The organism is Roseibium salinum, from assembly GCF_026240905.1.
GTDB classification, from domain to species: Bacteria; Pseudomonadota; Alphaproteobacteria; order Rhizobiales; family Stappiaceae; genus Roseibium; species Roseibium salinum.
The window spans coordinates 2061749-2083659 of record NZ_JAPEVI010000003.1; the positions used below are offsets into that span (position 1 = coordinate 2061749).

18 protein-coding genes and 1 tRNA gene are annotated in these 21911 nt (G+C 63.1%); 4 read left to right on the forward strand and 15 right to left on the reverse strand.

Annotation, left to right across the window (positions count from 1 at the left end; genetic code table 11):
• Nucleotides 1–342 precede the first annotated feature (342 nt).
• The 3 genes from ON753_RS14130 (at nt 343) to ON753_RS14140 (ending at nt 2482) form a co-directional block, all read left to right on the forward strand.
• Nucleotides 343–419: transfer RNA gene (locus tag ON753_RS14130), tRNA-Pro, on the forward strand.
• 357 nt (nt 420–776) lie between these two features.
• A complete protein-coding gene (locus ON753_RS14135) occupies nt 777–1547 on the forward strand; it encodes a hydroxypyruvate isomerase family protein (RefSeq protein WP_265963272.1) in 771 nt (256 codons plus the stop codon).
• A 5-nt stretch (nt 1548–1552) separates the two neighbouring features.
• Nucleotides 1553–2482, forward strand: a complete 930-nt coding sequence (locus ON753_RS14140; protein WP_265963273.1) for an NAD(P)-dependent oxidoreductase — start codon at nt 1553–1555, stop codon at nt 2480–2482.
• 178 nt (nt 2483–2660) lie between these two features.
• Here the strand turns inward: ON753_RS14140 and ON753_RS14145 are convergent, their stop codons facing one another.
• The 10 genes from ON753_RS14145 to ON753_RS14190 form a co-directional block, all read right to left on the reverse strand.
• Complete coding sequence (locus ON753_RS14145) at nt 2661–5801, reverse strand: efflux RND transporter permease subunit (protein WP_265963274.1); 3141 nt, start codon at nt 5799–5801, stop codon at nt 2661–2663.
• Nucleotides 5802–5808: 7 nt separating this feature from the next.
• Entirely contained in the window at nt 5809–6987 is a 1179-nt protein-coding gene (locus ON753_RS14150) for an efflux RND transporter periplasmic adaptor subunit (protein WP_265963275.1), read from the reverse strand.
• Between the two features lie 193 nt (nt 6988–7180).
• Nucleotides 7181–8041, reverse strand: a complete 861-nt coding sequence (locus ON753_RS14155) for a metal ABC transporter permease (RefSeq protein WP_265963276.1) — start codon at nt 8039–8041, stop codon at nt 7181–7183.
• Nucleotides 8041–8961: a metal ABC transporter permease gene (locus tag ON753_RS14160; RefSeq protein WP_265967161.1), complete on the reverse strand. Its 921-nt coding sequence runs from the start codon at nt 8959–8961 to the stop codon at nt 8041–8043. Before ON753_RS14160 ends, ON753_RS14155 begins: the two co-directional genes overlap by 1 nt.
• Complete coding sequence (locus tag ON753_RS14165; protein ID WP_323054735.1) at nt 8961–9860, reverse strand: manganese/iron ABC transporter ATP-binding protein; 900 nt, start codon at nt 9858–9860, stop codon at nt 8961–8963. The genes ON753_RS14160 and ON753_RS14165 overlap by 1 nt, the downstream gene beginning before the upstream one ends.
• Before the next feature lie 96 nt (nt 9861–9956).
• A complete protein-coding gene (locus ON753_RS14170; RefSeq protein ID WP_265963277.1) occupies nt 9957–10865 on the reverse strand; it encodes a metal ABC transporter substrate-binding protein in 909 nt (302 codons plus the stop codon).
• 275 nt (nt 10866–11140) lie between these two features.
• Nucleotides 11141–11914 carry a PRC-barrel domain-containing protein gene (locus tag ON753_RS14175; protein WP_265963278.1) on the reverse strand — a complete coding sequence of 258 codons (774 nt, stop codon included), beginning with the start codon at nt 11912–11914 and terminating at the stop codon, nt 11141–11143.
• A gap of 248 nt (nt 11915–12162) precedes the next feature.
• Nucleotides 12163–14607 carry a methyl-accepting chemotaxis protein gene (locus ON753_RS14180; protein WP_265963279.1) on the reverse strand — a complete coding sequence of 815 codons (2445 nt, stop codon included), beginning with the start codon at nt 14605–14607 and terminating at the stop codon, nt 12163–12165.
• Between the two features lie 243 nt (nt 14608–14850).
• On the reverse strand, nt 14851–15054 hold the full coding sequence (locus ON753_RS14185) for a DUF2783 domain-containing protein (protein ID WP_265963280.1): 204 nt from the start codon (nt 15052–15054) through the stop codon (nt 14851–14853).
• Entirely contained in the window at nt 15051–16685 is a 1635-nt protein-coding gene (locus tag ON753_RS14190; protein WP_265963281.1) for an FAD-dependent oxidoreductase, read from the reverse strand. The genes ON753_RS14185 and ON753_RS14190 overlap by 4 nt, the downstream gene beginning before the upstream one ends.
• An 89-nt stretch (nt 16686–16774) precedes the next feature.
• Here ON753_RS14190 and ON753_RS14195 point away from each other — a divergent pair, with 89 nt between their 5' ends.
• The gene (locus ON753_RS14195; protein ID WP_265963282.1) at nt 16775–17035 is read left to right on the forward strand and encodes a hypothetical protein; all 261 of its coding nucleotides are present in this window, start codon (nt 16775–16777) and stop codon (nt 17033–17035) included.
• On the opposite strand, the gene ON753_RS14200 is transcribed toward ON753_RS14195, so the two are convergent.
• From ON753_RS14200 to hmgA, 5 genes are all read right to left on the reverse strand, one after another.
• Nucleotides 17032–17565, reverse strand: coding sequence for a DinB family protein (locus ON753_RS14200; protein ID WP_265963283.1), 534 nt, complete (start codon nt 17563–17565; stop codon nt 17032–17034). The two genes, ON753_RS14195 and ON753_RS14200, sit on opposite strands and share 4 nt — an antisense overlap.
• 3 nt (nt 17566–17568) lie before the next feature.
• A complete protein-coding gene (locus ON753_RS14205) occupies nt 17569–18519 on the reverse strand; it encodes an MBL fold metallo-hydrolase (RefSeq protein ID WP_265963284.1) in 951 nt (316 codons plus the stop codon).
• Nucleotides 18520–18592: 73 nt separating this feature from the next.
• Entirely contained in the window at nt 18593–19600 is a 1008-nt protein-coding gene (locus ON753_RS14210; protein ID WP_265963285.1) for a fumarylacetoacetate hydrolase family protein, read from the reverse strand.
• Nucleotides 19601–19606: 6 nt separating this feature from the next.
• Nucleotides 19607–20485: an MBL fold metallo-hydrolase gene (locus ON753_RS14215; protein ID WP_265963286.1), complete on the reverse strand. Its 879-nt coding sequence runs from the start codon at nt 20483–20485 to the stop codon at nt 19607–19609.
• Nucleotides 20485–21855: a homogentisate 1,2-dioxygenase gene (gene hmgA, locus ON753_RS14220; protein WP_265963287.1), complete on the reverse strand. Its 1371-nt coding sequence runs from the start codon at nt 21853–21855 to the stop codon at nt 20485–20487. Before hmgA ends, ON753_RS14215 begins: the two co-directional genes overlap by 1 nt.
• Nucleotides 21856–21911 lie beyond the last annotated feature (56 nt).

Genomic DNA, 21911 nt, shown 5'->3' on the forward strand with positions numbered 1-21911 from the left:
TTTTGGGAAGCGCAAGTCTTGCCCCGCGCAATCTTTTGACGGCTCAGACCGGTTTTCCCCAGTTGCTTCGGGGGCCTTCGCGGAACCGCCGGCCTTCGGCGCCGGTTGCGCCATGAGGCGGCCGCCCCGGCGCGCAAAACCGGCTTCAAACCGGACCCAAACCGAGCCCAAAACCAGCCCCTGTGCGGCTTGTTCCGCTGATGTCGTTCGCCGTTTCAAAAAAATGCGGCAGCGCCGGCCAAAGCTCTTGCGAGAACAGGTCAGCTTTGCTACATGACCCTCCACACGGCGCGGCGTTGCCCGCTGTTCCCGTTGGGTTCGGCTTGAACCCATAGATCTAGTCGGAGTGTAGCGCAGCCTGGTAGCGCACCTCGTTCGGGACGAGGGGGTCGGAGGTTCGAATCCTCTCACTCCGACCATTTTCCACTTTGCACAATTCCCTTTTGTTTTCGTGACTTTTCACGTCCGTTGCGGTCAGCGGAAATCCGCACGGCTGCGGCCCGTGCACGCGGCAGGTCTCGCGGCGACGGTTCGTTGCGGCGCGGCTTGCTTGCACGAGGCAAAACTTATTCCCCTCCCGCCCCTCTCCCCCGCCCGGCTGGCCGCCGAAATCCCTTGTTCCGGAAAGCCGGCATGGGCCGTGAGGCACCATGGCGGATGGACCCGGGAGCAAAGTTCTGTTTCACTTGGAGGGTTAACACCCGAGGCTTGGGGCCCCGGATGGCCAGGGAGGCCAGGTTTCGCGCCGGGGCTTCGTTTCAGGATCGGGGGGACACATGAAATTTTCTGCCAATCTCGGTTTTCTGTGGGCCGACCGCTCGCTGCCCGATGCGATCCGGGCGGCGAAGGCCGCCGGTTTCGACGCCGTCGAGTGTCACTTTCCCTATGGCGATCCGGCGGCCGAGACACGCGCCGCGCTGGAGGAGACGGGCCTTGCCATGCTCGGGCTGAACACCAGGCGCGGCGACGTCACGGCCGGCGACAACGGCCTTGCCGCGCTGCCCGACCGGCAGGAGGAGGCCCGGGCGGCCATCGACGAGGCGCTGGCCTATGCGCGGGAAACCAAGACCGGCGCCGTGCATGTCATGGCCGGAAACACGAAGGATCCGTGCGCGCGCACGACGTTCGAGGTCAATCTCGCCTATGCATGCGAGAAGGCCGCGCCGGACGGCATCATGATCCTGATCGAGCCCTTGAACCCCCGCGATGCGCCCGGCTATTTCCTGAACGGCACCGCCCTGGCGGCGGAGATTATCCACGATGTGGACCAGCCGAACCTGCGGCTGATGTTCGACTGCTATCATGTCGAGATCATCGAGGGCGATGTGATCCGGCGCCTGGAGACCCTCTTGCCGGTCATCGGCCATATCCAGATTGCCTCGGTCCCGGACCGCGGAATTCCGGACCACGGCGAACTGGACTACGCTAGTGTCCTGTCCCGGCTGGCCGAACTCGGCTGGGAGCGGCCCATCGGCGCCGAATACCTGCCGGCCGGCGACCCGGACCCGGACATGTCCTGGCTGGCACGATTTCAGAACAAGGGATGAGACATATGAGCGACGTTATCGGCTTCATCGGCCTCGGCTTCATGGGCCTCGGCATGGCAAGCAATATCCGCAAGGGCGGCTACGACCTGTGGGTCAAGGGCCGCCGCAACCGCGCGCCGGTGGAAAGCCTGGTGTCGCAGGGTGCGCAGGAGGCCGCCAGTCCCCGCGAAATGGCGGAAAAATGCGATATCATTCACCTGTGCCTGTCGAACTCGCCGCAGATCGAAGCGACCATGCGCGGCCCGGACGGCATCCTCGCCGGCGCCCGGCCCGGCCTGATCGTCATCGACACCTCGACCGCCGACCCGGCCTCGACAGAGGCACTGGCGGCGGAGCTTGGCGAGAAGGGCGGGCATTTCGTCGACGCGCCCCTGGGCGGCACGCCCGTGCAGGCCGAGGCGGGGCAGCTGATTGCGATGGTGGGGTGCGATGACGACATCCTGGAAAGAATTCGCCCGGTCATCGAGTGCTGGGCCGGCACCGTCAACCACATCGGGCCGGCGGGCGCCGGCCACAAGATGAAACTCCTGATGAATTTCATCAGCCTGTCCTACGGGGCCCTCTACTCCGAGGCCCTCGTGCTCGGCGCCAGGGTGGGGATTTCGCCGCAGACCATCCGGGACGTGATCGCCCCCAGCCGCATGGGCTGCGGCTTCTTCGACACGTTCATGTCCTACGCGGTCGACCGCAACCGGGACGCCCACAAGTTCTCCATCGCCAATGCCGCCAAGGACATCCGCTACCTGAACGACATGGCCGCCAACGCGAATGTCGTGAACATCATGGCCGGGGCGGCAAAGCACTACTACACCCAGGCCGTCGCCACCGGGCACGAGGAAGACTACGTGCCGATGCTGAGCGACCATGTCGGCGCCCTGAACGGCGTCGATCTGGACGACGTCGTGCGCAAGGGCCGCAAGGGCGGCGTGGACTGAGGGCGGACTGCCGGGTTGTCTTCACGGGAGTAGTGAAGTGGAGTTCGCCGAGGTCTGTCGGGTGGAACGCGAATGCCTGTGCCTCTCCGATCCCGGCTCGCGCTGGCGCTTGGCCGGGATGACGATGGGGAGGTAGGCGAGCGGGAGGCGGCTTCTTGTTTCAAACGTTCCCGTCCCGCTATTCCCCCGGTGTGCGGCCGAGGGATTGTGCCGCGTCGATTTCCCGGTGGAGGCGTTCCTCCTCCTTGACGGCGGGGGTGATGAAGCGGCCGAGGAGCAGATAGGCGACCGGCGTCAGGAACAGCGTCGACAGCGTTGCAAGGCCGAGGCCGCCGACGATGACATAGCCGAGCGCGATGCGGGCTTCCGCGCCGGCGCCGCTGGCCATGATCAGCGGCAGGCCGCCGACGATCGTGCAGATCATGGTCATCATCACCGGCCTGAGGCGGATGTTCGCGGCATTCTCGATCGCCTCGCGCACCCCCTGCCCGCGGTCGCGCAACTGGTTGGCGAATTCGACGATCAGGATGCCGTTCTTGGCCATGATCCCCACCAGAAGCACGAGGCCGATCTGGGAATAGACGTTCAGCGTCGTGCCGGTCAGCAGCATGGCGAACACGGCGCAGGCAAGGCCAAGGGGCACGGTCGCCATGATGATGATCGCGCTGACGAAGCTTTCGAACTGGGCCGCCAGCACCAGAAGAATGATGATGATGGCAAAGCCGAATGTGCGGCCCATGGAGGACGACTGTTCGCCGAGGGTCGCCGTTTCGGCAAGCGGGATGATGCGCGCCCCGGGCGGCAGAAGCGGCCCGGCGATTTCCAGCGCCCGCTCATAGGCATCGCCAAGGGCGAAGTCCGGCGCAAGGCTTGTCGTGATGGCGACGGCGCGGAGCTGCTGTTCCCGCTCTAGCGACGGCGGAACCGCCTTTTCCACCAGAGTGGCGATGGTCGAGACCGGGACGAACCGGCCGTCCCCGGTCTTGATGAAGATGTTTTCCATATCCGTCGGGTCGTTGATCGGATTGGTGGTGGAAACGAACTTCACGTCGAAGGCCCGGTCGTTGATGAACACCTGGCCGATCTTGCGCCCGTCGAGCATGGCCTGCATGGCCGCGCCGAGACCGTTGATGTCGATGCCCAGATCCGAGGCGCGCTCGCGGTCGATCGACACGGAAAGCTGCGGCTGCGTGGCCTCGGTCGACCGGCGCGCCTGGCGGAAGCGGGGTTCTTCTTCCATCGCCGCGATGATCCGCTCCGCGGCCTCGCCCAGTTGCGCGTAGTTGCTGCCGGCGACCGCGAACTGAAGGCCCGAACCAGCGCCGCGGATCCCCAGGCTGTTGGGCTGGAAGGCAAAGGCGCGCACGCCCGGAACCTCGCGGACGAGTGCGCTCACCTCCGACAGGATGTCCTGCTGCGAGCGGATCCGCTCGTCCCAGGGGGCGAGGCGCATCACCATGAAGCCGCTGTTCTTGGAGCCGCCCGTTCCGGCGATGGAGAACGTGCTGGTGATCTCGCCGGCGTCGCGATAAGGCTCCAGCAGAACTTCGATCTCCCGCATCTTCTGGGTGAGATAGTCCAGGCTGACGCCTTGCGGCGCCGAGACGCGCATGAAGGCGATGGAGCGGTCTTCCGTGGGGGTCAGCTCAGACTTGATCGTCCCGAACAGGATGCCCGCCGAGGCCGCAAAGAGCAGCGAGACCGCCACGACGACGACCGGCGCATCCAGGCAGGCATGGAGGGTCCGCCGGTAGAGAGCGGTCAGGAAGCGTCCCACGGCCCCGACGGGGCCGCTGTGGCCGTTGCCCTTGCCGTCACCGCCCTGATCCTCGCCGGTCTTCAGGATACGCGATGCGAGCATCGGGCACAGGGACAGGGCGACGATGGACGACAGGAACACGGCAATGGCCAGCACGAAGCCGAACTCGCGGAACAGCCCGCCCGTCTGACCGGGAAGAAACGACAGGGGAACGAAGACGGCGATCAGCGTCGCGGTGGTCGCCAGAACGGCGAAGAAGACCTCTTCCGTGCCCAGCACGGCGGCCGCGCGCGGGCCCATCCCCTCGTTGCGCCTCCGGACGATATTCTCCAGAACCACGATGGCGTCATCCACGACCAGCCCGGTCGCCAGCACGAGCGCCAGAAGGGTCAGGATGTTGATGGAGAAGCCGGCAAGGTAAATGGCCGCCAATGTGCCGATGAGGGCCACCGGCAGCGAGACGCCGGGAATGATCGTGGCGCGCCAGTCCCACAGGAAGATGAAGATGATCAGGAGAACGATGCTGACCGCGATGGCAAGCGCGATCTCCACCTCGTGAATGGCGCCGTTGATGAAGGTCGCGTCGTCGCTGGTGATCTCGATGGTCGTGCCGTCGGGCAGGTTTTCCTGGATCCTGGCCGCCATGGCGCGGACGCCTTCGGAGATTTCCAGCGTGTTCGACTGCGCGGCGCGGATGATGCCGAGGCCGATGCCCGCCTGCCCGTTGGCGCGAAGCTGGGTCTGGCCGGTATCCGGCCCGAGCGTCACCGTGGCGAAGTCCCGCAGCCGGGCCCGGCTGTTGACGATGATGTTCTCGAACGCTTCCGGCGTGCTGATCGCGGCGGTTGCGCGCACGATCAGGTCCTGGTTGTTGCTGGTCAGCGATCCGGCCGGCGTGTCGAAGGCCATGGACGACAGGGCGCTGGCGACATCGGCAATGGTGAGGTTGAGGCTCGCCAGCTTGGCCTGGTCGATATCGATGCGGAAGATCTTGTCCCGGTCGCCGTAGACCTGGACATCGGCGACGCCGGCGACGGAGGCCAGCGTGTCGGCGATCTCCTCCTCCACGAGAACGGTCATGTCTTCGACCGACATGCGGTCGGATGTCAGGCCGAGTCGCACGACTGCCTGCGCATTGGCGTCCGCCTTGACGATGCGCGATGCCTCCGCATCCTCCGGCAGGTCGTTGGTGATGCGGCCGAGCGCATCGCGCATGTCGGAGGCGGCGACGTCGAGATCGACATCGTCGGAGAATTCCACCGTGACGCGGCTCTGGCCGAAGGACGAGGAAGACGAGATGGACTTGACGCCGGAAACGCGGGAGACCGCCCCCTCGATGATCCCGGTCACCTCGCGGTCGATGGTCTCGGCCGCGGCAGCGGGATAGTCGGTGCGCACGGAGATGACCGGCCGGTCCACGTCCGGCAGTTCACGGACCTCAACGCCGAAGATCGCCGCGATGCCGGCGACGACGGTCAGCATGTTGATCACGAAGGCCAGCACGGGACGGCGGACGAACAGGCCGGTGAAGCCGAGATCCTTGAGGCGGTCCATTTTCATCGGCGCCTCACGACCCGCTTCCGGTGGAAGAGGTTTTCAGCGGTTCGTCGGAGGCCGGCGCCTGCTTGCGGCCGGCAACCGCCACGTCGGCACCATGGCGAACGAGGTGAATGCCCTCGGTCACCACCTCGTCCTCCGGCGTCAGCTCGGCATCGACGAGCACGCTGTCTGTGTTGCGCTGGATGATGTTTACCGGGACCCGTACGCCCCGCCCCTCGCGCACGGCCCAGACGAATGCACCGTCCGAGCCCCATTGCACGGCAAGCGGATCGACACCCGGATAATGGTCGCCCGGGAACGTCATGGATACCTGGAAGGACATTCCGGCCCGCAGCTTGTCGGCATCGTTGGCAAAGCGCGCGCGCACCTGAAGCGTCCTGCTGTCGCTGTCGACCCGGTTGTCGACAGCGCTGATCACGCCTTCGAAGGTCTCGCCCGGCCGCGCGACCGATGACGCCGTCAGCGGCGAGCCGACCTTGATCGAGGAGGCATAGCGCTCGGGCACCCAGAAGTCGACCAGGATCTCGCTGCGGTCGTCGATCGTGGCAATGACCGTCTGGGGAGAGACATAGTTGCCCGCCGTAATCGGCAGGATGCCGACAATGCCGCCGATCGGCGTCTCGACGGACCGGCGCGACAGGGCCAGTTCGGCTTCGCGAAGCTGGAGGCGCGCATTGTCGACCGCCAGTTCGGCGTCGGTGACCTGGACCGTCGTGGCGGTATTGGTCTTGCGCAACGCCTGCATGCGCTGCAGCCGCGCCTCGGCATCCTTGAGAGCATTGGAGGCCCGCTCGACGGCAATCTGCTCGGCGTCGGCATCAAGGCGCGCGATGATGTCGCCGGCCTTCACGGTGGCGCCGGATTTGACCAGCACCTCGGTCATCCGGCCGCTGGTAAAGGGCGTCACCGCGACGGACTGCAGCGCGGTGCTGGTGCCGATTGCGGAAAGGCGGTCGTTGATGGTGATGTCCACCACCGGCGTCGTCACCACCGTGGCCTGGGGTCCGCCGCGCCCGCCTCCCGGCCGCCCGGCATCCTGCGGGCTGACGTTGGCGACCGAAATCGGCAGCCAGTCGACGCCCCATTGCGCCAGGAGCGTCCCGGCTCCCGGATAATAGCGAACCCACAGCCCCGCTGCGACCGCAACTGCCACAAGGGTCAGCACGAACTGTTTCCAAAGCGACAAAGAACACTCCACCCGGCTTTTGCGAGCCGATAACGCTTAAAAGGATTTCCTGCCTCAGGTCTCTACGGCAGATCCCCGGTTTCAACAATCTATATAGTGTACCAAATTGTAAGCGCAGCGGGGGCCGGCCGGAACATTTTGATGGGCCGGCCCGGATGCCGGCTCTTCCAGGCGGCAGGAAGGGAACCGAAGGTCACTCGGCCAGCTTCTCCGCCTCCACGCGCCGCATCGAATTTTGCCGTGTCACGACCTGGCGGCGGATGAAGGCGATGATGAAGCCGGCAGTGAGGATCAGGATGATCGTCGGTGCCGGGGCGCTGTCGAGGAAGAAACTGGCATAGGTGCCGGCCAGCATCGCGGCCATGCAGACGAGAACCGAGACCCACAGCATCGCCGCGAAGGTACGCACCAGCAGGAAGGCAATCGCTCCGGGAGCGATCAGCAGGCCGATTGCCAGGATCAGCCCGGCGGCGGACAGGGTGGCGACGATGGTGAGCGAGAGGGCGGCCAGGACGCCGTAGTGCAGCAGGTTGACGGGCAAGCCCGAGGCCTGCGCCTGGGCGGGGTCGAAGCTGTGCAGGACAAGGTCCTTCCACTTGAGCACCAGAGCGCTGCCGACGACCAGCGCGATGATGCCGGAGGTCAGAAGCTCGTCCGGCTCGACGCCCAGCATGTTGCCGAAGAGGATGTGATCCAGATGGGCATTGGTCTCGATCGAGACATAGAGCACGATGCCGATGCCGAACATGCCGGAAAACACCACGCCCATGACCGTGTCCTGCTTGACGCGGCTGTTGCCGGACAGGAATCCGGTCAGCAGCGCGCAGACCATGCCGGCGGCGAAGGCGCCGACGAGCAGCGGAATTCCCAGGATATAGGCGAGCACGATGCCAGGTAGCACCGCGTGGCTGACCGCATCGCCCATCAGGGCCCAGCCCTTCATGACCAGAAAGCAGGACAGAAGCGCGGTCGGGACCGACACGATCACGCAGATCAGGAAGGCATTCTGCATGAAGCCGAAGTTGAACGGCAGCAACAGCGTGTCGAAGTCCATCACAGCATCTCCCCGGGTCCGGCCGGCCGGGACGACCCGGCTTCGACAGGTGCAGCCGTCTCAGGAGGGCTTCTGCGCAGGGCGGCGGCCGCCTTGCGGCGCGCGGCCAGAAGCCCGTGTTTGGGCGCCAGCAGGAAAGCGACGAGGAATATCAGCGTCTGCAGCGTGACGATGATGCCGCCGGTCGCGCCATCGAGGAAATAGCTGGCGTAAGCCCCCGTGAAACTGGTCAGCGCACCGATCGCGACGGACAGCATGATGAGCCGCGGAAAGCGGTCGCACAGAAGATAGGCCGTGGCCCCCGGGGTGACCACCATCGCGATCACCAGAAAGGCGCCCACTGTCTGCATCGCCGCGACCACGGATGCGGACAGGAGCACGAAGAAGACCGCCTTCAAGAGGCCAGGACGAAGGCCGATGGTTCGGGCGTGGTTCTCGTCGAAGAAGGTGACCATCAGGTCCTTCCACTTGGCGAGCAGGACCGCCAGCGAGACGAAACCGATGATGGCCAGTTGCAGCGTGTCCTCCGGCGTGATCGCCAGGATGTTGCCCATGGTGATGGTCTGGATGGAGACGGACATGGGATTGACGGAAACGATGAACAGACCGAGACCGAAGAATGACGTGAAAATCAGGCCGATGATCACATCGACCTTCAATCCGGACCGTTCCGACAGGAACAGCATGGCGCCGGCCGCAAGTCCGCCGGCGATAAAGGCGCCGAGGGAAAACGGCAGGCCGATGATATAGGCACCGGCAACGCCGGGCACCACCGAATGGGACAGGGCATCGCCGATCAGCGACCAGCCCTTCAGCATCAGATAGGCGGACAGGAAGGCGCAGACGCCGCCGACCAGAGCCGAGACCCACATGGCGTTGGTCATGTAGCTGTAGGTGAACGGCTCCAGCAACAGGTCCATCACTTGCGAACCTCGCTGGTCTGAACCTCGTCGCCATATTGAACGAAGGGCCGTTCGTCATCGGTCAGAATGGTCACCTTGCGCTGATCGCTGTCGGTGTGCAGCGTCTGGCCGCTGATGGTGAAGTGGCGCAGAACGCCGCCGAATGCCAGTTCCAGGTTCTTGCGGTTGAAGGTCGTCTCCGTCGGACCGTAGGCCAGCACGGTGCCCTTCATCAGCACCGTCCTGTCGCAGAACTCGGGAACGGAACCGAGATTGTGGGTGGACACAAGCATCACCCTGCCCTCGTCCCGCAATTCCCGCAACAGCGCGACGATCTGGTCCTCGGTCTTGACGTCGACCCCGGTGAAAGGCTCGTCGAGCAGGATCACCTGCCCGTCCTGGGCAAGCGCACGCGCCAGGAAGACGCGCTTGCGCTGACCGCCCGACAGTTCGCCGATCTGCCGGTGACGGAACTCCTGCATGCCCACACGTTTGAGCGCCTCTTCAACCGCTTCGTGGTCAGCCGGTTTCGGGCGCCGCAAAAAGCCCATGTGGCCGTAGCGGCCCATCATGACGACATCTTCCACGAGCACCGGAAAAGACCAGTCGACCTCTTCCGCCTGTGGCACATAGGCGACCAGGTTCTTGCGCAAGGCCTCGCGAACGGTCATGCCAAGGATCCGGATCTTTCCCCTGGCAACCGGCACGAAGCCCATGAGAGCCTTGAACAGCGTCGACTTGCCCGCGCCGTTGACCCCCACGAGCGCCGTCACCGTGCCGCGCGGGATCTGAAAGCTGGCATCCCACAACGCGGTGTGTCCGCTCCGGTAGGTGACCGTGACGTCTTCCGCGGAGATCCCGCCGTCCGCCACTTCAGGCCGCTGGTTCACGTCCGGGTCCTCGATGACATTCAGCATGGGGCCATTCCAGTTTCACTCTTTGCAAACAGGTGCCTGCGGCGCCACCGCCGCAGATCTCACATTCATTCCAGGTCCGCTCTCGGCAACAGGCATTCAATCCTTCGCGGCTTTCAGCCCTTCGGCAACCGTGCTCGAGGTGACTTGCAGGAGGTCGAGATACGTCGGCACCTCGCCGTCAGCCTCGCTCAAGGAATCCACATAAAGCACGCCACCGTATTTTGCACCGGTTTCGCGGGCCACCTGCTCGGCCGGTGCGGTATTGACCGTGCTTTCGCAGAACACGACCGGGATGTTGTGCTCCCGGACCCCGTCGATCACGGCCCGCACCTGCTGCGGTGTGCCGACCTGGTCCGCGTTCATCGGCCAAAGATACAGCTCCTTCATGCCGAAATCACGCGCCAGGTAACTGAAAGCGCCCTCGCAGGTAACCAGCCAGCGCCGGTCCTCGGGTATCTTCGCGATCTCCTCGCGCAGCGGTTCAATTGTCGCGCGCAGCTTGTCTTTGTAGATTTCGGCGTTCCTGGCATAGATCTCCGCGTTGTCGGGATCATGCTCGGAAAAAGCCTTCACGATATTGTCGATGTAGATCAGGGCGTTATCAAGCCCCATCCAGGCGTGGGGGTTCGGCTTGCCTTCATAGGAACCAGCGGCGATCGGGATCGGCTCAACGCCGTCCGTGAGCGTCACCGATGGGATGTCGCCCGTGTTGGAGAGAAATTGCTCGAACCAGAGCTCCAGGTTCATGCCGTTCCACAGGATCAGATCCGCATCGGAGGCCCGGACGATGTCCTGCGGCGTCGGCTCGTAGCCATGGATCTCCGCTCCGGGCTTGGTGATCGAAACCACTTCCGCGGCATCTCCGGCCACATTCTGCGCGATGTCCGCAATCACGGTGAAGGTCGTCGCCACCTTCATCTTCTCGCCGGCGAGAGAGCTTGTCGCAAGGCCTGCGCCAAACATCGCCAGGGAAGCCGTCAGGACCAGTTTTTTCAGCATCATCATTACCCTTATGGATTAAACTCCTGCAAGTGATATTGCAACTCATTCGCAATTGTCAAGCTAGTTGCAAATGAGTTGCAATATCAAAACCGGTCACATCAGCATCACGACCGGCAGGGAACGGCGAAACCGCCGAGCCCGTAGATCCGCTCGTACCGAAAAGCCGGTTTTTGCTGGAAAGAATTCGACTGAACAAAAGTTCCAAGGTCCGTTGTTCTGCCCGCGACCAACGGCTCGATATTTGCCGACTGCGTCGTCCCGACCGGTTTCGAGAGGGCCTATCGTTGCCCGAGCCGGGCCCTGTGGAAGGCCTCGAGATTGGCGGCATCGTCCGTCTGGTAAGGAAGCGCATAATACGGAGCGCCCGGGCGGAAACCGTGGTCGTAGCCGTAGAACGGAAAGGCAAATTCCCCGGTCCCGTAGTTGGCGGTCGTGTTGACCACGACGGCCTTTATTTCCCCGTCCTTGCCGGCGATCAGGTCGTCCACATAGCCGTAACCCGTGTTGTCGCTCAGCAAGGCGGTATCGCCGATGACGTCAGTGGCCTTCCAAAGCCGTGGACCGGCCAAAAGATCGCTGTCGATGACCTGCGTATTCTTGACTTCGTCCCTGCTCAGGAGGGATTTGTCTCCCAACGGGTCGTAGTCGCCAACACTGTCCTCTCTGACCGGAATCTCGATGTAATCGAACGCGGGTCCGACCTTAACCTCGTCCCACGGAACCGAAACGTGCGTGTCGCCGATATCCCAGAAGCCGCCGACTTCGGCGATCACGGCGACGATCCTGTTGCTCTCGCTGATGATGATATTCTCGATAGCACCGATTTCGTCGCCGTCCGGGCCGCGCACGTCGGTGTCGTGGAGCATGGCATCAACGCTCCAGCCATCGGCATAGAGATCATCGTAGTTCCATGCCTCAAGGTCGGTCACCTCCGGCGGGCCGGCCTGCTGCTGCTCGCCCTGGTTCTGTTCCTGCTGCGCCCAGCCGTGGCCTGCAGGGCCAATGCTGACTCCCAACACGAGAAGCGCGCGCGTGAGTGCTGATATGTGCATGGCCAACTCCCTCATGATTGCTCTCAGCCTTCCGGCACGGCACCGAGACGAAAGGGCGGATTCCCATCGGAGTGTTCGACACTCCCTATTGAAACGAAAACCGTTCCGCGAAGGAAGTTGTTCCACCGATCTTGCGGCAGAGAGCCCGGGGCGGCTGCGTCCATCGGGTCCGCGGCGACCTGCAGCTGAACGAAAAAGGGCGGCAGGTTGAAACCTGCCACCCCGATGAAGACATGCGATAACGCAGATTAGGCCGCTGTCACTCGGTTGAGGAAGCTCTCGATTCCCTCTTTCAGCGCCCTGCTGCGGGCGCTGAGCGTGTCCGAGGCAGCCAGGACTTCGCCGGAAGCCTCCTTGGTTTCGGCAACCGACCGGGCGAGGCTCGCCATGTTGGAAGTCACGGCCATGGTGCTCTCGGCCGCCCGTTGCACGTTTCCGGAAATCTCGTTGGTGGCAGACCCCTGCTGGGTAACCGCGGCAGAGATCCCTTGCGTATAGCCGTTGACCTCTTCCATCGTACTGGAAATTTCTCCAATCGCGGAAACGGCCGACCTGGTGGATTCCTGGATCGTCTGGATCTGCGAGGAGATCTCCTCGGTCGCCTTGGAAGTCTGGGTCGCCAGTTCCTTGACTTCCGCCGCGACGACCGCAAATCCCTTGCCGGCATCGCCTGCGCGAGCCGCCTCGATTGTGGCATTCAGCGCCAGGAGATTGGTCTGCTCCGCGATCGCCTGAATGAGACTGACAACCTCACCGATCTTCGTGGCCGCCTCCGCCAGGCCCTGAACCTTGCCGTTGGTTTCGTGAACGGCGCCCGTTGCCGACGTGACGATGTCGGAAGAGCGGCGCACCTGCTCGGCGATTTCGTCGATGGACGTGGACAGTTCCTCCGCCGCGCCGGCAACATTTTCCACGCTCATGCTGGCATCTTCACTGACCTTGGCCGTATCGCCTGCCTGTTTGGCGCTGGTCTCGGCAATGCCGCCGAGCGCCATTGCCGTGCTGGACATGCCGGCAGCCGTCTCGTCCAGGGCACCGAGAAGACCCTTGATTTCCTCGCGAAAGCCGACGATCAGATCCTCGATCTCATGCTGGCGGGCGTACTGGGCTTCACGATGGGAATTGGCCTCGTTTTCCAGGCGGATGCGCTCGCGGGCATTTTCCTGGAAGACCCGTACGGTGCGGCTCATGTCGCCGATTTCGTCCCGCTGGTCGGTGGAGGGGATCACCACATCCGTGTCCCCTTCGGCCAACCGGCCCATGGCTTCAGTCAGGGCGCGCGTCGGACGGGTGATGACCAGCGAGAGCACGAAAGCAAGCAGACCGCCGGCCACGATGGCGGCGACCAGAGCCGCCGCGATCAGGCCGAGCGCGGTGTTCGCTCGCGCGTAGGCGCTGGCGGACTGCGCTTCGGTCAGGCCGGTAATCACGCTGCGCACCTTGTCGGACACGGCCACCAGATCTTCGCGACTGGCGTCAAAGGCTTCCTTCGCGCTCACCATGGCGGCGAATTCGGCCTCGTAGGAATTGACCTCTGTTTCGATCGAGGCCACCGCATCCTGGATTTCCGGAAAGACGGCACTGTCCGCCTTCAAGAGATTGGCAAGGTAGCGCAGGGTCTCGATCCTGTTGGTGACTTCATCCGCCCCCATGGTTTCAAACCCGGCGAAGAACTCCATGGTCGCCGACCGGATGTCCATGGACGCATTCTGAAACTTGTTCACGTTCACGTTCACGAGATCGACAATGCCAAGCTGCGATGTCGCCTTGCCGGCAATGGCCTTGGCATCGTCGGTTGCGGCATAGACGACCTTGCGCAGGGCGGAGGCTTGACCGTGAAGCTGGGACAGCCCGGAGGCGACTTCCGCCGCAAGGGCGGCCGGCACGGACGCGTCCGCGGCCCCCTCACCTTCCGGCTTCGGAAGCTTTTCGGAAAGTGCGCCGGCCATATCGGCCAGGGCCTTTACCTTGGCGGGCTCGACGCCGTCCACCTTGAGCTTGCCGGCTTTCGCAGCCATCCTGGCGAGGCTTTGCGTTCCTTCGGTAACGGCCATCGCCGTTTCAGGCACAAGTGAGTTTCCTTCACCGGCATCAGCGATCTTTGCGTTCAGGTCCGCCGTCAGGTCTTCCATGTCGGAGAGCATGCGGCCGACCTTGTCGGCGCGGTTGCGCGTTCCGCTCGCCGTCTTGGCCGCGCTGCTCGCGTCGCGCTGTATCTTGTTCATCCGGTCGTTGATCTGCGCGGCGATGGATTGCAGTCCGGCCGCCGACCGCAGCAGCGTCGCAACCTGTGCCTGACGGTGGTCTACCGCCTCCACCACGCCATCGAACTCGCTGCCCAACTGACCGACAAGCGAAATGGCTTCCACCGTCTGCTCGTGGCCGCCGCCTTGTCCGGACACGTCATCGAGCGCGACCAGAGCCGATTCCAGCCGACCGATCTGAAGTCTGGCAGCTTCAGCCAATTCAGGGCTTCGGCCGGCAAGATAGGACTCCTGCGCCTGTGCAACCTGCTGCAGGCCCGCCATGGCCGCCGTCGTCCTGGCGCTGATGTCCGACTGGGCCCGCAAACCGAGGATCGCGACCGTGCCGACGGCACCGACAGCCGCGGCCACAAAAACCATCGCCACGAAACCGCCGCCGACCTTGGCCGACAGACGAATGTTCTTCAAAGGTGTAAGCAGCTTGGACATCATTTCCCCCAGCACATGGGTGAAATGAAGGGGGTGTTCGGCTAAACAATTGGTGAAAGATTGAGCACTGCTGTTGTCTTTTCTACAGGCAAAATAATTCAGGCTCGTTTTTCTCTTTGCCGGCAACAGGTTGAAGGTCGTTGCCAATAGAAGAATTTTCTGCCGAAATAAATCCGGCTACGCCAAAAAAGGTCCAGGACGTTCTGCCGCCCGGCGTTTTTTGACATTCTCAGGTGGTTCGCCCTATGCGTCGTCGCGTTTGGCGTGTGCCGCATCGAGCAGTTTCCTGAGGACATCCCGGTCGCCGATCTGGTTGGCCATCAGCAGGATCAGCCTGGCGTTATAGGCATCGCTTTCCGGCTTGCCGAGCCCCTCATGCGCCGCCAGAAGATCGGCGTAGAAGGCGTCCGGCTCCGTCAGGTTCGCGGTGGTGACCAGTTCGCTCATGTGCCTGTTCCTTCCTTGCCGAGCGCGATTGCCAGCGCGTTCGAGATTTCCTGCCGGTCGAGCATCGTCCAGCGCGCTGCCACATGCTGATCCGGGCGGATCAGATAGACAGCCTGGCCGACGTCCCCCAGATAACGGGCCTTCAGCTCCGCACCGATATCCTTCAGCGGAACGGTTATGCCCTTGACGGAAAGGCCATGGACGTCGCTTTCTGGAGGGACGTCGACGCCCAGTCCCAACAGCGCGAAATCGCCGCCGATCTTGTCAAGCAGCCAGGAGCGGCCAACCGGAGCGTCGGATGCCGGACTTCCGGGCCGGGTGCGGGCCGGCAGTCCATCGGCATCCGGGCCGTTCAGCGGCGAACCATCGTAATGGCAGGGAACCGACAACCGGCCGGAATTCACCAGCGGACGGGCAAAGGCATGATGCTCGGACAGATCCAGGGCCGCGTCCCGGAAGATGCGGCTCATCTCGGTTTTCGGCGTAATGAAATCCGTCGAGCGCGTGCTTTGCAGAATGTTCTCGTCTGCCGCCATTTCCCGTTCGAAGCGATAGGAATCCAGGAGCGTTTCCGGCGCCTTGCCCGTGAGGACCAGTTTCAGCTTCCAGCCGAGATTGTCGATGTCCTGAAACCCGGAATTGGCGCCGCGTGCGCCGAAGGGCGAGACCTGGTGCGCGCTGTCGCCGGCGAAGATTACCCGGCCATGACGGAATTTTTCCATGCGGCGGCACTGGAACGTGTAGATCGACACCCATTCTAGATCGAATTCGACATCCTCGCCCAGCATGTGCTTCAGCCGGGGAATGACGTTTTCCGGTTTCTTTTCCTGCGCCTTGTCGATGTTCCAGCCGAGTTGCAGATCGATCCTCCAGACCCCGTCCGGCTGCTTGTGCAGGAGGGCCGACTGGCCCTTGTTGAAAGGCGGGTCGAACCAGAACCAGCGCTCGGTCGGGAACTCGGCCTTCATGATCACGTCGGCGATCAGGAAGTTGTCTTCGAACACGCGGCCGACGAAATCCAGTCCCAGCATCGCGCGGGCCGGCGAACCGGCACCATCGCAGGCAATCAGCCAGTCGGCCTCAAGGAAATAATCGCCATCCTCGGTGTGTATGGACACAAGGGTATGGTCTTCCTTGCGTTCCAGGCCGGTGACCTTGTTGCCGCCCCGGATTTCCACCGGCTTGCCTTCCGCCTGCAGGGAGCGCAGGCGTTCGACCAGATAGAGCTCGCAATAATATTGCTGCAGATTGATGAAGGCCGGGCGCTTGTGCCCTTCTTCCGGCAGCAGGTTGAAGTCGTAGACCTGGCGGTCGCCGAAGAAGACCTTGCCGACATTCCACACAACTCCCTTGCGGACCATTTCATCGCCGCACCCGAGCCGGTCGAAGATCTCCAGAGACCGTTTGGAAAAGCAGATTGCCCGTGAGCCAACACTGACCTTGTCGTTGTCGTCCAGAACGACAACCGGAATGTCCGCCTGGGCCAGATCGATCGCCGTTGCGAGGCCGACCGGGCCGGCACCGATGACGACCACCGGATGGCGGACCGGATTGTCGGCTCCCTGGTCCGGGGACCATTTGTACGGATAAAGCGGCGCTTCAAACAGTTTGGTCACTGGGTCTCCTCCCATCTGCCCGCTCCGGGCAACGCATAGGCCCCTTAAGGGAACCCGTTCTGGCCTCTCCGCGTTGACTTTCTGCAAACTCCAAGAGGTGCGACATGAACTTTTTCACACGAAAAGGCCTGCTCACGTCAGGCCGCCGCTGGACGTTCCGGGTTCTGACCGCGGTTCTGTCCGGAGTCGCGCTCGCCCTCATGGTCTTCGGTCCGCTCACGGTCTGGGCCGACAACTGGAGCATGATCGGCATAAGCGTGGTCGCAGCCGAGATACTTGTTCTTTTCGGCGGACTGGCCTGGCTCGGGATGCTGACGCTTTCCCGCCGACGCGATCCCTCGCGGACTGACAAGGCCGCATCCTAACCCGCACTCCTCAGCCGGCCGGCCACCGGATGGCGGTCGAACTCCAGAAAGAATTCGTCCAGCTGCGGCGGGGCCACATCCGTTCCCGCGAGCATGGCATGCACCTGACCGCGGTGATGGATCTGATGCTGGAACAGGTGCAGCAGCGTGTTGCCGATCGTCTCGAACCGGTTGCCTTCCTCGCCCCTGTCCTGCGCGATTTTCCGGTCGAGGTCGTCCGGACCCAACCCATCACAGAACGCCATGAGTTCGCGGTCAACGTGCGCCTGCGCGTCTTTCAGGTCCGCTGCCGTTTTCAGATGCGGAACGTCGAAGACCGAAAGCCCCTTGCCCGTCTCCTTCAGGGAATCGAGATAGTAGCGGTCCACTTCGAAGGTGTGGTTGAGCGTTTCCCGGATCGAGGGAAAGAAACTGACCCGTTCTGCCTCGAAGGCCGCCTGGTCGAGCTTGCAGCAGGCTTCGTACAGCAGCTCATTCGCGTAGGCATTGTTGCGGGCCATCAGGCGGAGATATTCAATGGCTGTGGTCATCGCTCACCCCTGCAGATCCGACCACATCTTCGCATCGCGTTCGGCGGTCCAGATGCGCGGCGTGTCGATGTCGAGCGCTTCGTCATAGGCCCGGGCGACGTTGAACGGCAGGCAGTGCTCATAGATCGCATAGTCGGAGAATTTCGGATCGCAGACGGCCCGGCAGGCGTCCCAGGCTTCCTTGAGCGATCCGCCCCGCTTGGCGACCCCGGCGACGGGAAGATAAGTAGAGCGGACGAAATCGCCGGTGGCGTCCAGCGCCGCATTGACCATCTTGGTGCCGACCAGCGCATCGCCGCGGCCCGGCGCGATGGCGTCGAGGTCGAAATCGCGGATGCGCTCCAGCGTGCGCGGCCAGTCGCCGAAATGCCCGTCGCCGCAATAGCAGGCGGAGTGATACTCGACGATATCGCCGGTGAACATGACGTTGGCGTCGGGGACATGAATGACCATGTCGCCCGCCGTATGGGCCCGGCCCAGGAACATCAGGTCCACGCGGCGCTTGCCGAGATAGACCGTCATGCGGTCGGTGAAAGTGGTGGTCGGCCAGGTCAGGCCCGGAATACTCTCGTGGCCCTGGAACAGGCGCGGGAACCTGGCGAATTCACTCTCCCAGTCCTCCTGCCCGCGTTCGGCAACCATCGACCGGGCCTTTTCGCTCATGATGATTGTCGGGGCGCCATAGGCGGAGGCGCCGAGCACGCGCACGGCGTGGTAATGGGTCAGCGCCAGGTGCGTGATCGGCTTGTCGGTGACGGACCGCACCTTCTCGATCACCTTGTTCGCCAGGCGCGGGGTCGCCTGCGCCTCGATGATCATCACGCTGTCATCACCGATGATGACACCGGAATTCGGATCGCCCTCTGCGGTAAAGGCCCAGAGGTCCCGGCCGATCTCGGTGAAGGAGATTTCCTTTTCGCTCATGTCGCCGGCGGATGCGAATTGTTTGGTCATGGTCTTTCTCCTTCGTTTCGACTGGACTGCGGATCGGCGTTCGGTGCTGGCACACTTATGGAGAACAACGGTTTCAAGCCTTTTCCACCGTCTGCTCGATCGCTCCGAAAATCGAATGGCCTTCCCCGTCCAGCATCTCGATGCGGACGGAATCGCCGAATTTCAGGAACGGCGTCTTGGCTTCGCCCGAGTTGATCGTCTCGATCATGCGTAGTTCCGCGATGCAGGAATAGCCCACGCCGCCCTCGGCAACCGGCTTGCCCGGTCCGCCCTCAAGCTTGTTGGAGACCGTGCCCGAGCCGATGATGGTGCCCGCACACAGGGAGCGGGTTTTCGCAGCGTGGGCGATCAGCCGGCCGAAGTCGAAGGTCATGTCGACGCCCGCATTGGCGCGGCCGAACGGCTTTCCGTTCAGGTCCACATGCAGCGGCAGGTGCAGCTTGCCGCCCTTCCAGGCATCCCCCAATATGTCGGGCGTCACCGCGACCGGGGAGAAGGCCGAGGAGGGTTTGGACTGGAAGAAGCCGAAACCCTTGCCGAGTTCCCCCGGAATGAGACCGCGCAGGGAAACATCGTTGACCAGCACAATGAGCCGGATCGTTTCGCGGGCGTCCTCCGCGGAAATGCCCATCGGGACGTCGCCGGTGATCACGCCGACCTCGCCCTCCATGTCGATGCCCCAGGCTTCATCGCGCATCCTGATCGGATCGCGCGGAGCAAGGAAGGTGTCGGAACCGCCCTGGTACATCAGCGGATCGGTCCAGAAGGTCTCCGGCATCTTGGCGCCGCGGGCCTTGCGCACCAGTTCGACGTGATTGACATAGGCCGAGCCGTCGGCCCACTGATAGGCGCGCGGCAGCGGCGACAGGGCGTCGTGCTCGTGAAAGCGGATCATCGGCACCGCTTCATGAGAGAGGCTTTCGGCCAGGAGCTTCAGTTCCGGCGCGACACGATCCCAATCGTCCAGCGCCGCCTGCAAGGTCGGCGCGATGTGGCCTGCCTCCGTACAATAGGTGAGCCGGTCGTTGACCACCACCAGCTTGCCGTCGCGGCTGCCGTCCCTGAGCGATGCCAGTTTCATGAGGTTTCAGCTCCTTTTGATCGCCAGTCCGTCCCGGCTGACGATGGTTTCTCCCGCGAAGGCCTTTGTCGCCTCCAGCCATTCTTCTTTTTCAAAGCCCGGCAGATCCGCCGGGATGAGATGATTGAGCACGAGCATTTTCGTGCCTGCCGCCGTTGCGATCCTTGCCGCGTCGGGCGCCATCGTGTGGCTCGCCAGCAGGTGTTCGCGCAGGCGCTCGCCGTTGCCGGTTATCTCAACGATCCTGTCGACGCCACGTTCCAGCATGGCCTCGTGGATCAGAAGATCGCAACCCTTTGCGAACTCCGCAAGCGGGGGAAAATAGGCCGTGTCGGACGAGAAGACGACGGACCAGTCGGCGGTCTCGAACCGCAGGGCAAAACAGTCGGTCACCGGCGGGTGGTCGACGCGCAAGGCCCGGACGGTCAGCGTGTCGTCTCCAAGCGGCACGTTTCCTTCCCCCAGCAGATGGATCTCGACAAGGCTGCGCAGGTCCGGACGGCCTTCGTCTTCGATGCGCAGGTCAATGTCGTAGCGCATGGATTTCAGGAACCCGTCCCAGTATTGCGCAAGGTCAGCGGGCCCGTAGACCTTCACCGGGCGGGCGAGCCCCGTCGTCCAGGCGGTGTGCAGGAGCGGCCCCAGTTCCAGGACGTGATCGGAATGCATGTGGGTGACGAAGACAAGGTCTAGGTCCTTGAGCACCACGCCCGCTTCCACCAGTCCACGGGTAACGCCGAGGCCGCAGTCCACCACACAGCGCCGCCCGCCGATCTCGATCAGCGAACTGGTCGGCGACGGGCCACCGGGCCGGATGGCCGGACCGCCCTTGGAACCGAGGATGACCAGACGGTCTTCAGGTGCCGGCGATTTCGTTTCACTCATTATTTGTTCCAGGTTCCTTCTGGCGTACCGTCGAATTTTTTCTCCAGAGAGTCCCAGCAGTCAATGTAATCATCCTGCAGGGGCGCCTCCTTGGCGGCGAATTCGCTCAGCTGCTGCGGGAACCTGGTTTCGAACATGAAAGACATGGTGTTGTCGAGCTTTTCCGCCTTGAGATCGGCGTTGGACGCGCCCTCGAAAGCATTGTTGTCCGGCCCGTGCGGCAGCATCATGTTGTGGAGCGACATGCCGCCGGGAACGAAGCCCTGCGGCTTGGCGTCGTACTGGCCGTAGATGTTGCCCATCAGCTCCGACATGATGTTCTTGTGATACCAGGGCGGGCGGAAGGTGTTTTCGGCCACCATCCAGCGTTCGCGGAAGAGTACGAAATCGATATTGGCCGTGCCGGGCACGCCTGACGGCGCCGTCAGCACGGTGAAGATCGACGGGTCCGGATGGTCGAACAGGATGGCGCCGATGGGGCAGTAGTTGCTCAGGTCGTATTTGCAGGGCGCGTAGTTGCCGTGCCATGCGACCACATCCAGCGGCGAATGGCCGATGCTGGTCTCGTGGAACTGGCCGCACCATTTCACCGTCAGCGTCGACGGCGTCTCGCGATCCTCGAAATGGGCGACAGGCGTCTTGAAATCCCTGCGGTTGGCCATGCAGTTGGCGCCGATCGGCCCCCTGCCCGGCAGTTCGAATTTCTGACCGTAATTCTCACAGACAAAGCCCCGCGCCGGCCCGTCGATCAGTTCCACACGGTAGACGAGGCCGCGCGGAATAATTGCGATCTCCTTCGGCTCCAGGTCGATGATGCCCAGTTCGGTGGCGAAGCGCAGCCGCCCTTCCTGCGGCACGATCAAGAGCTCGCTGTCCGCGGAGAAGAAATACTCATCCACCATGGATTTGGTCACCAGGTAGATGTGGCTCGCCATGCCGACCTGCGTGTTGACGTCCCCGGCCGTGGTCATGGTACGCATGCCGCTGATCCAGTTCAGCGCCTCGCCGGCATGGGGCACCGGGTCCCAGCGATACTGCCCCAGCGAGATGACGTCCGGCAGGATGTTCGGCGCGGATTTCCAGTAGGGAACATCGATTTTCCGGAACCGGTTCGTGTGCTTGACGGACGGACGGATGCGGTAGCACCAGGTGCGCTCGTTCTGGTGGCTGGGCGCGGTGAAGGCCGTGCCGGAAAGCTGCTCTCCATAAAGACCATAGGCGCATTTCTGCGGGCTGTTCATGCCTTGCGGCAGGGATCCAGGAAGGGCTTCCGTTTCAAAGTCATTTCCGAAGCCAGGCATATACTCAAGTTCTGATCGATTGCCGCCGCCAGTTGCAGATGCCGGCTTGCTGTCTGTTCTCTGATCCATGATGTCCTCCCGGTACAGAGGTGATATTAGTTACAGATGTAACCAATATTTCGATC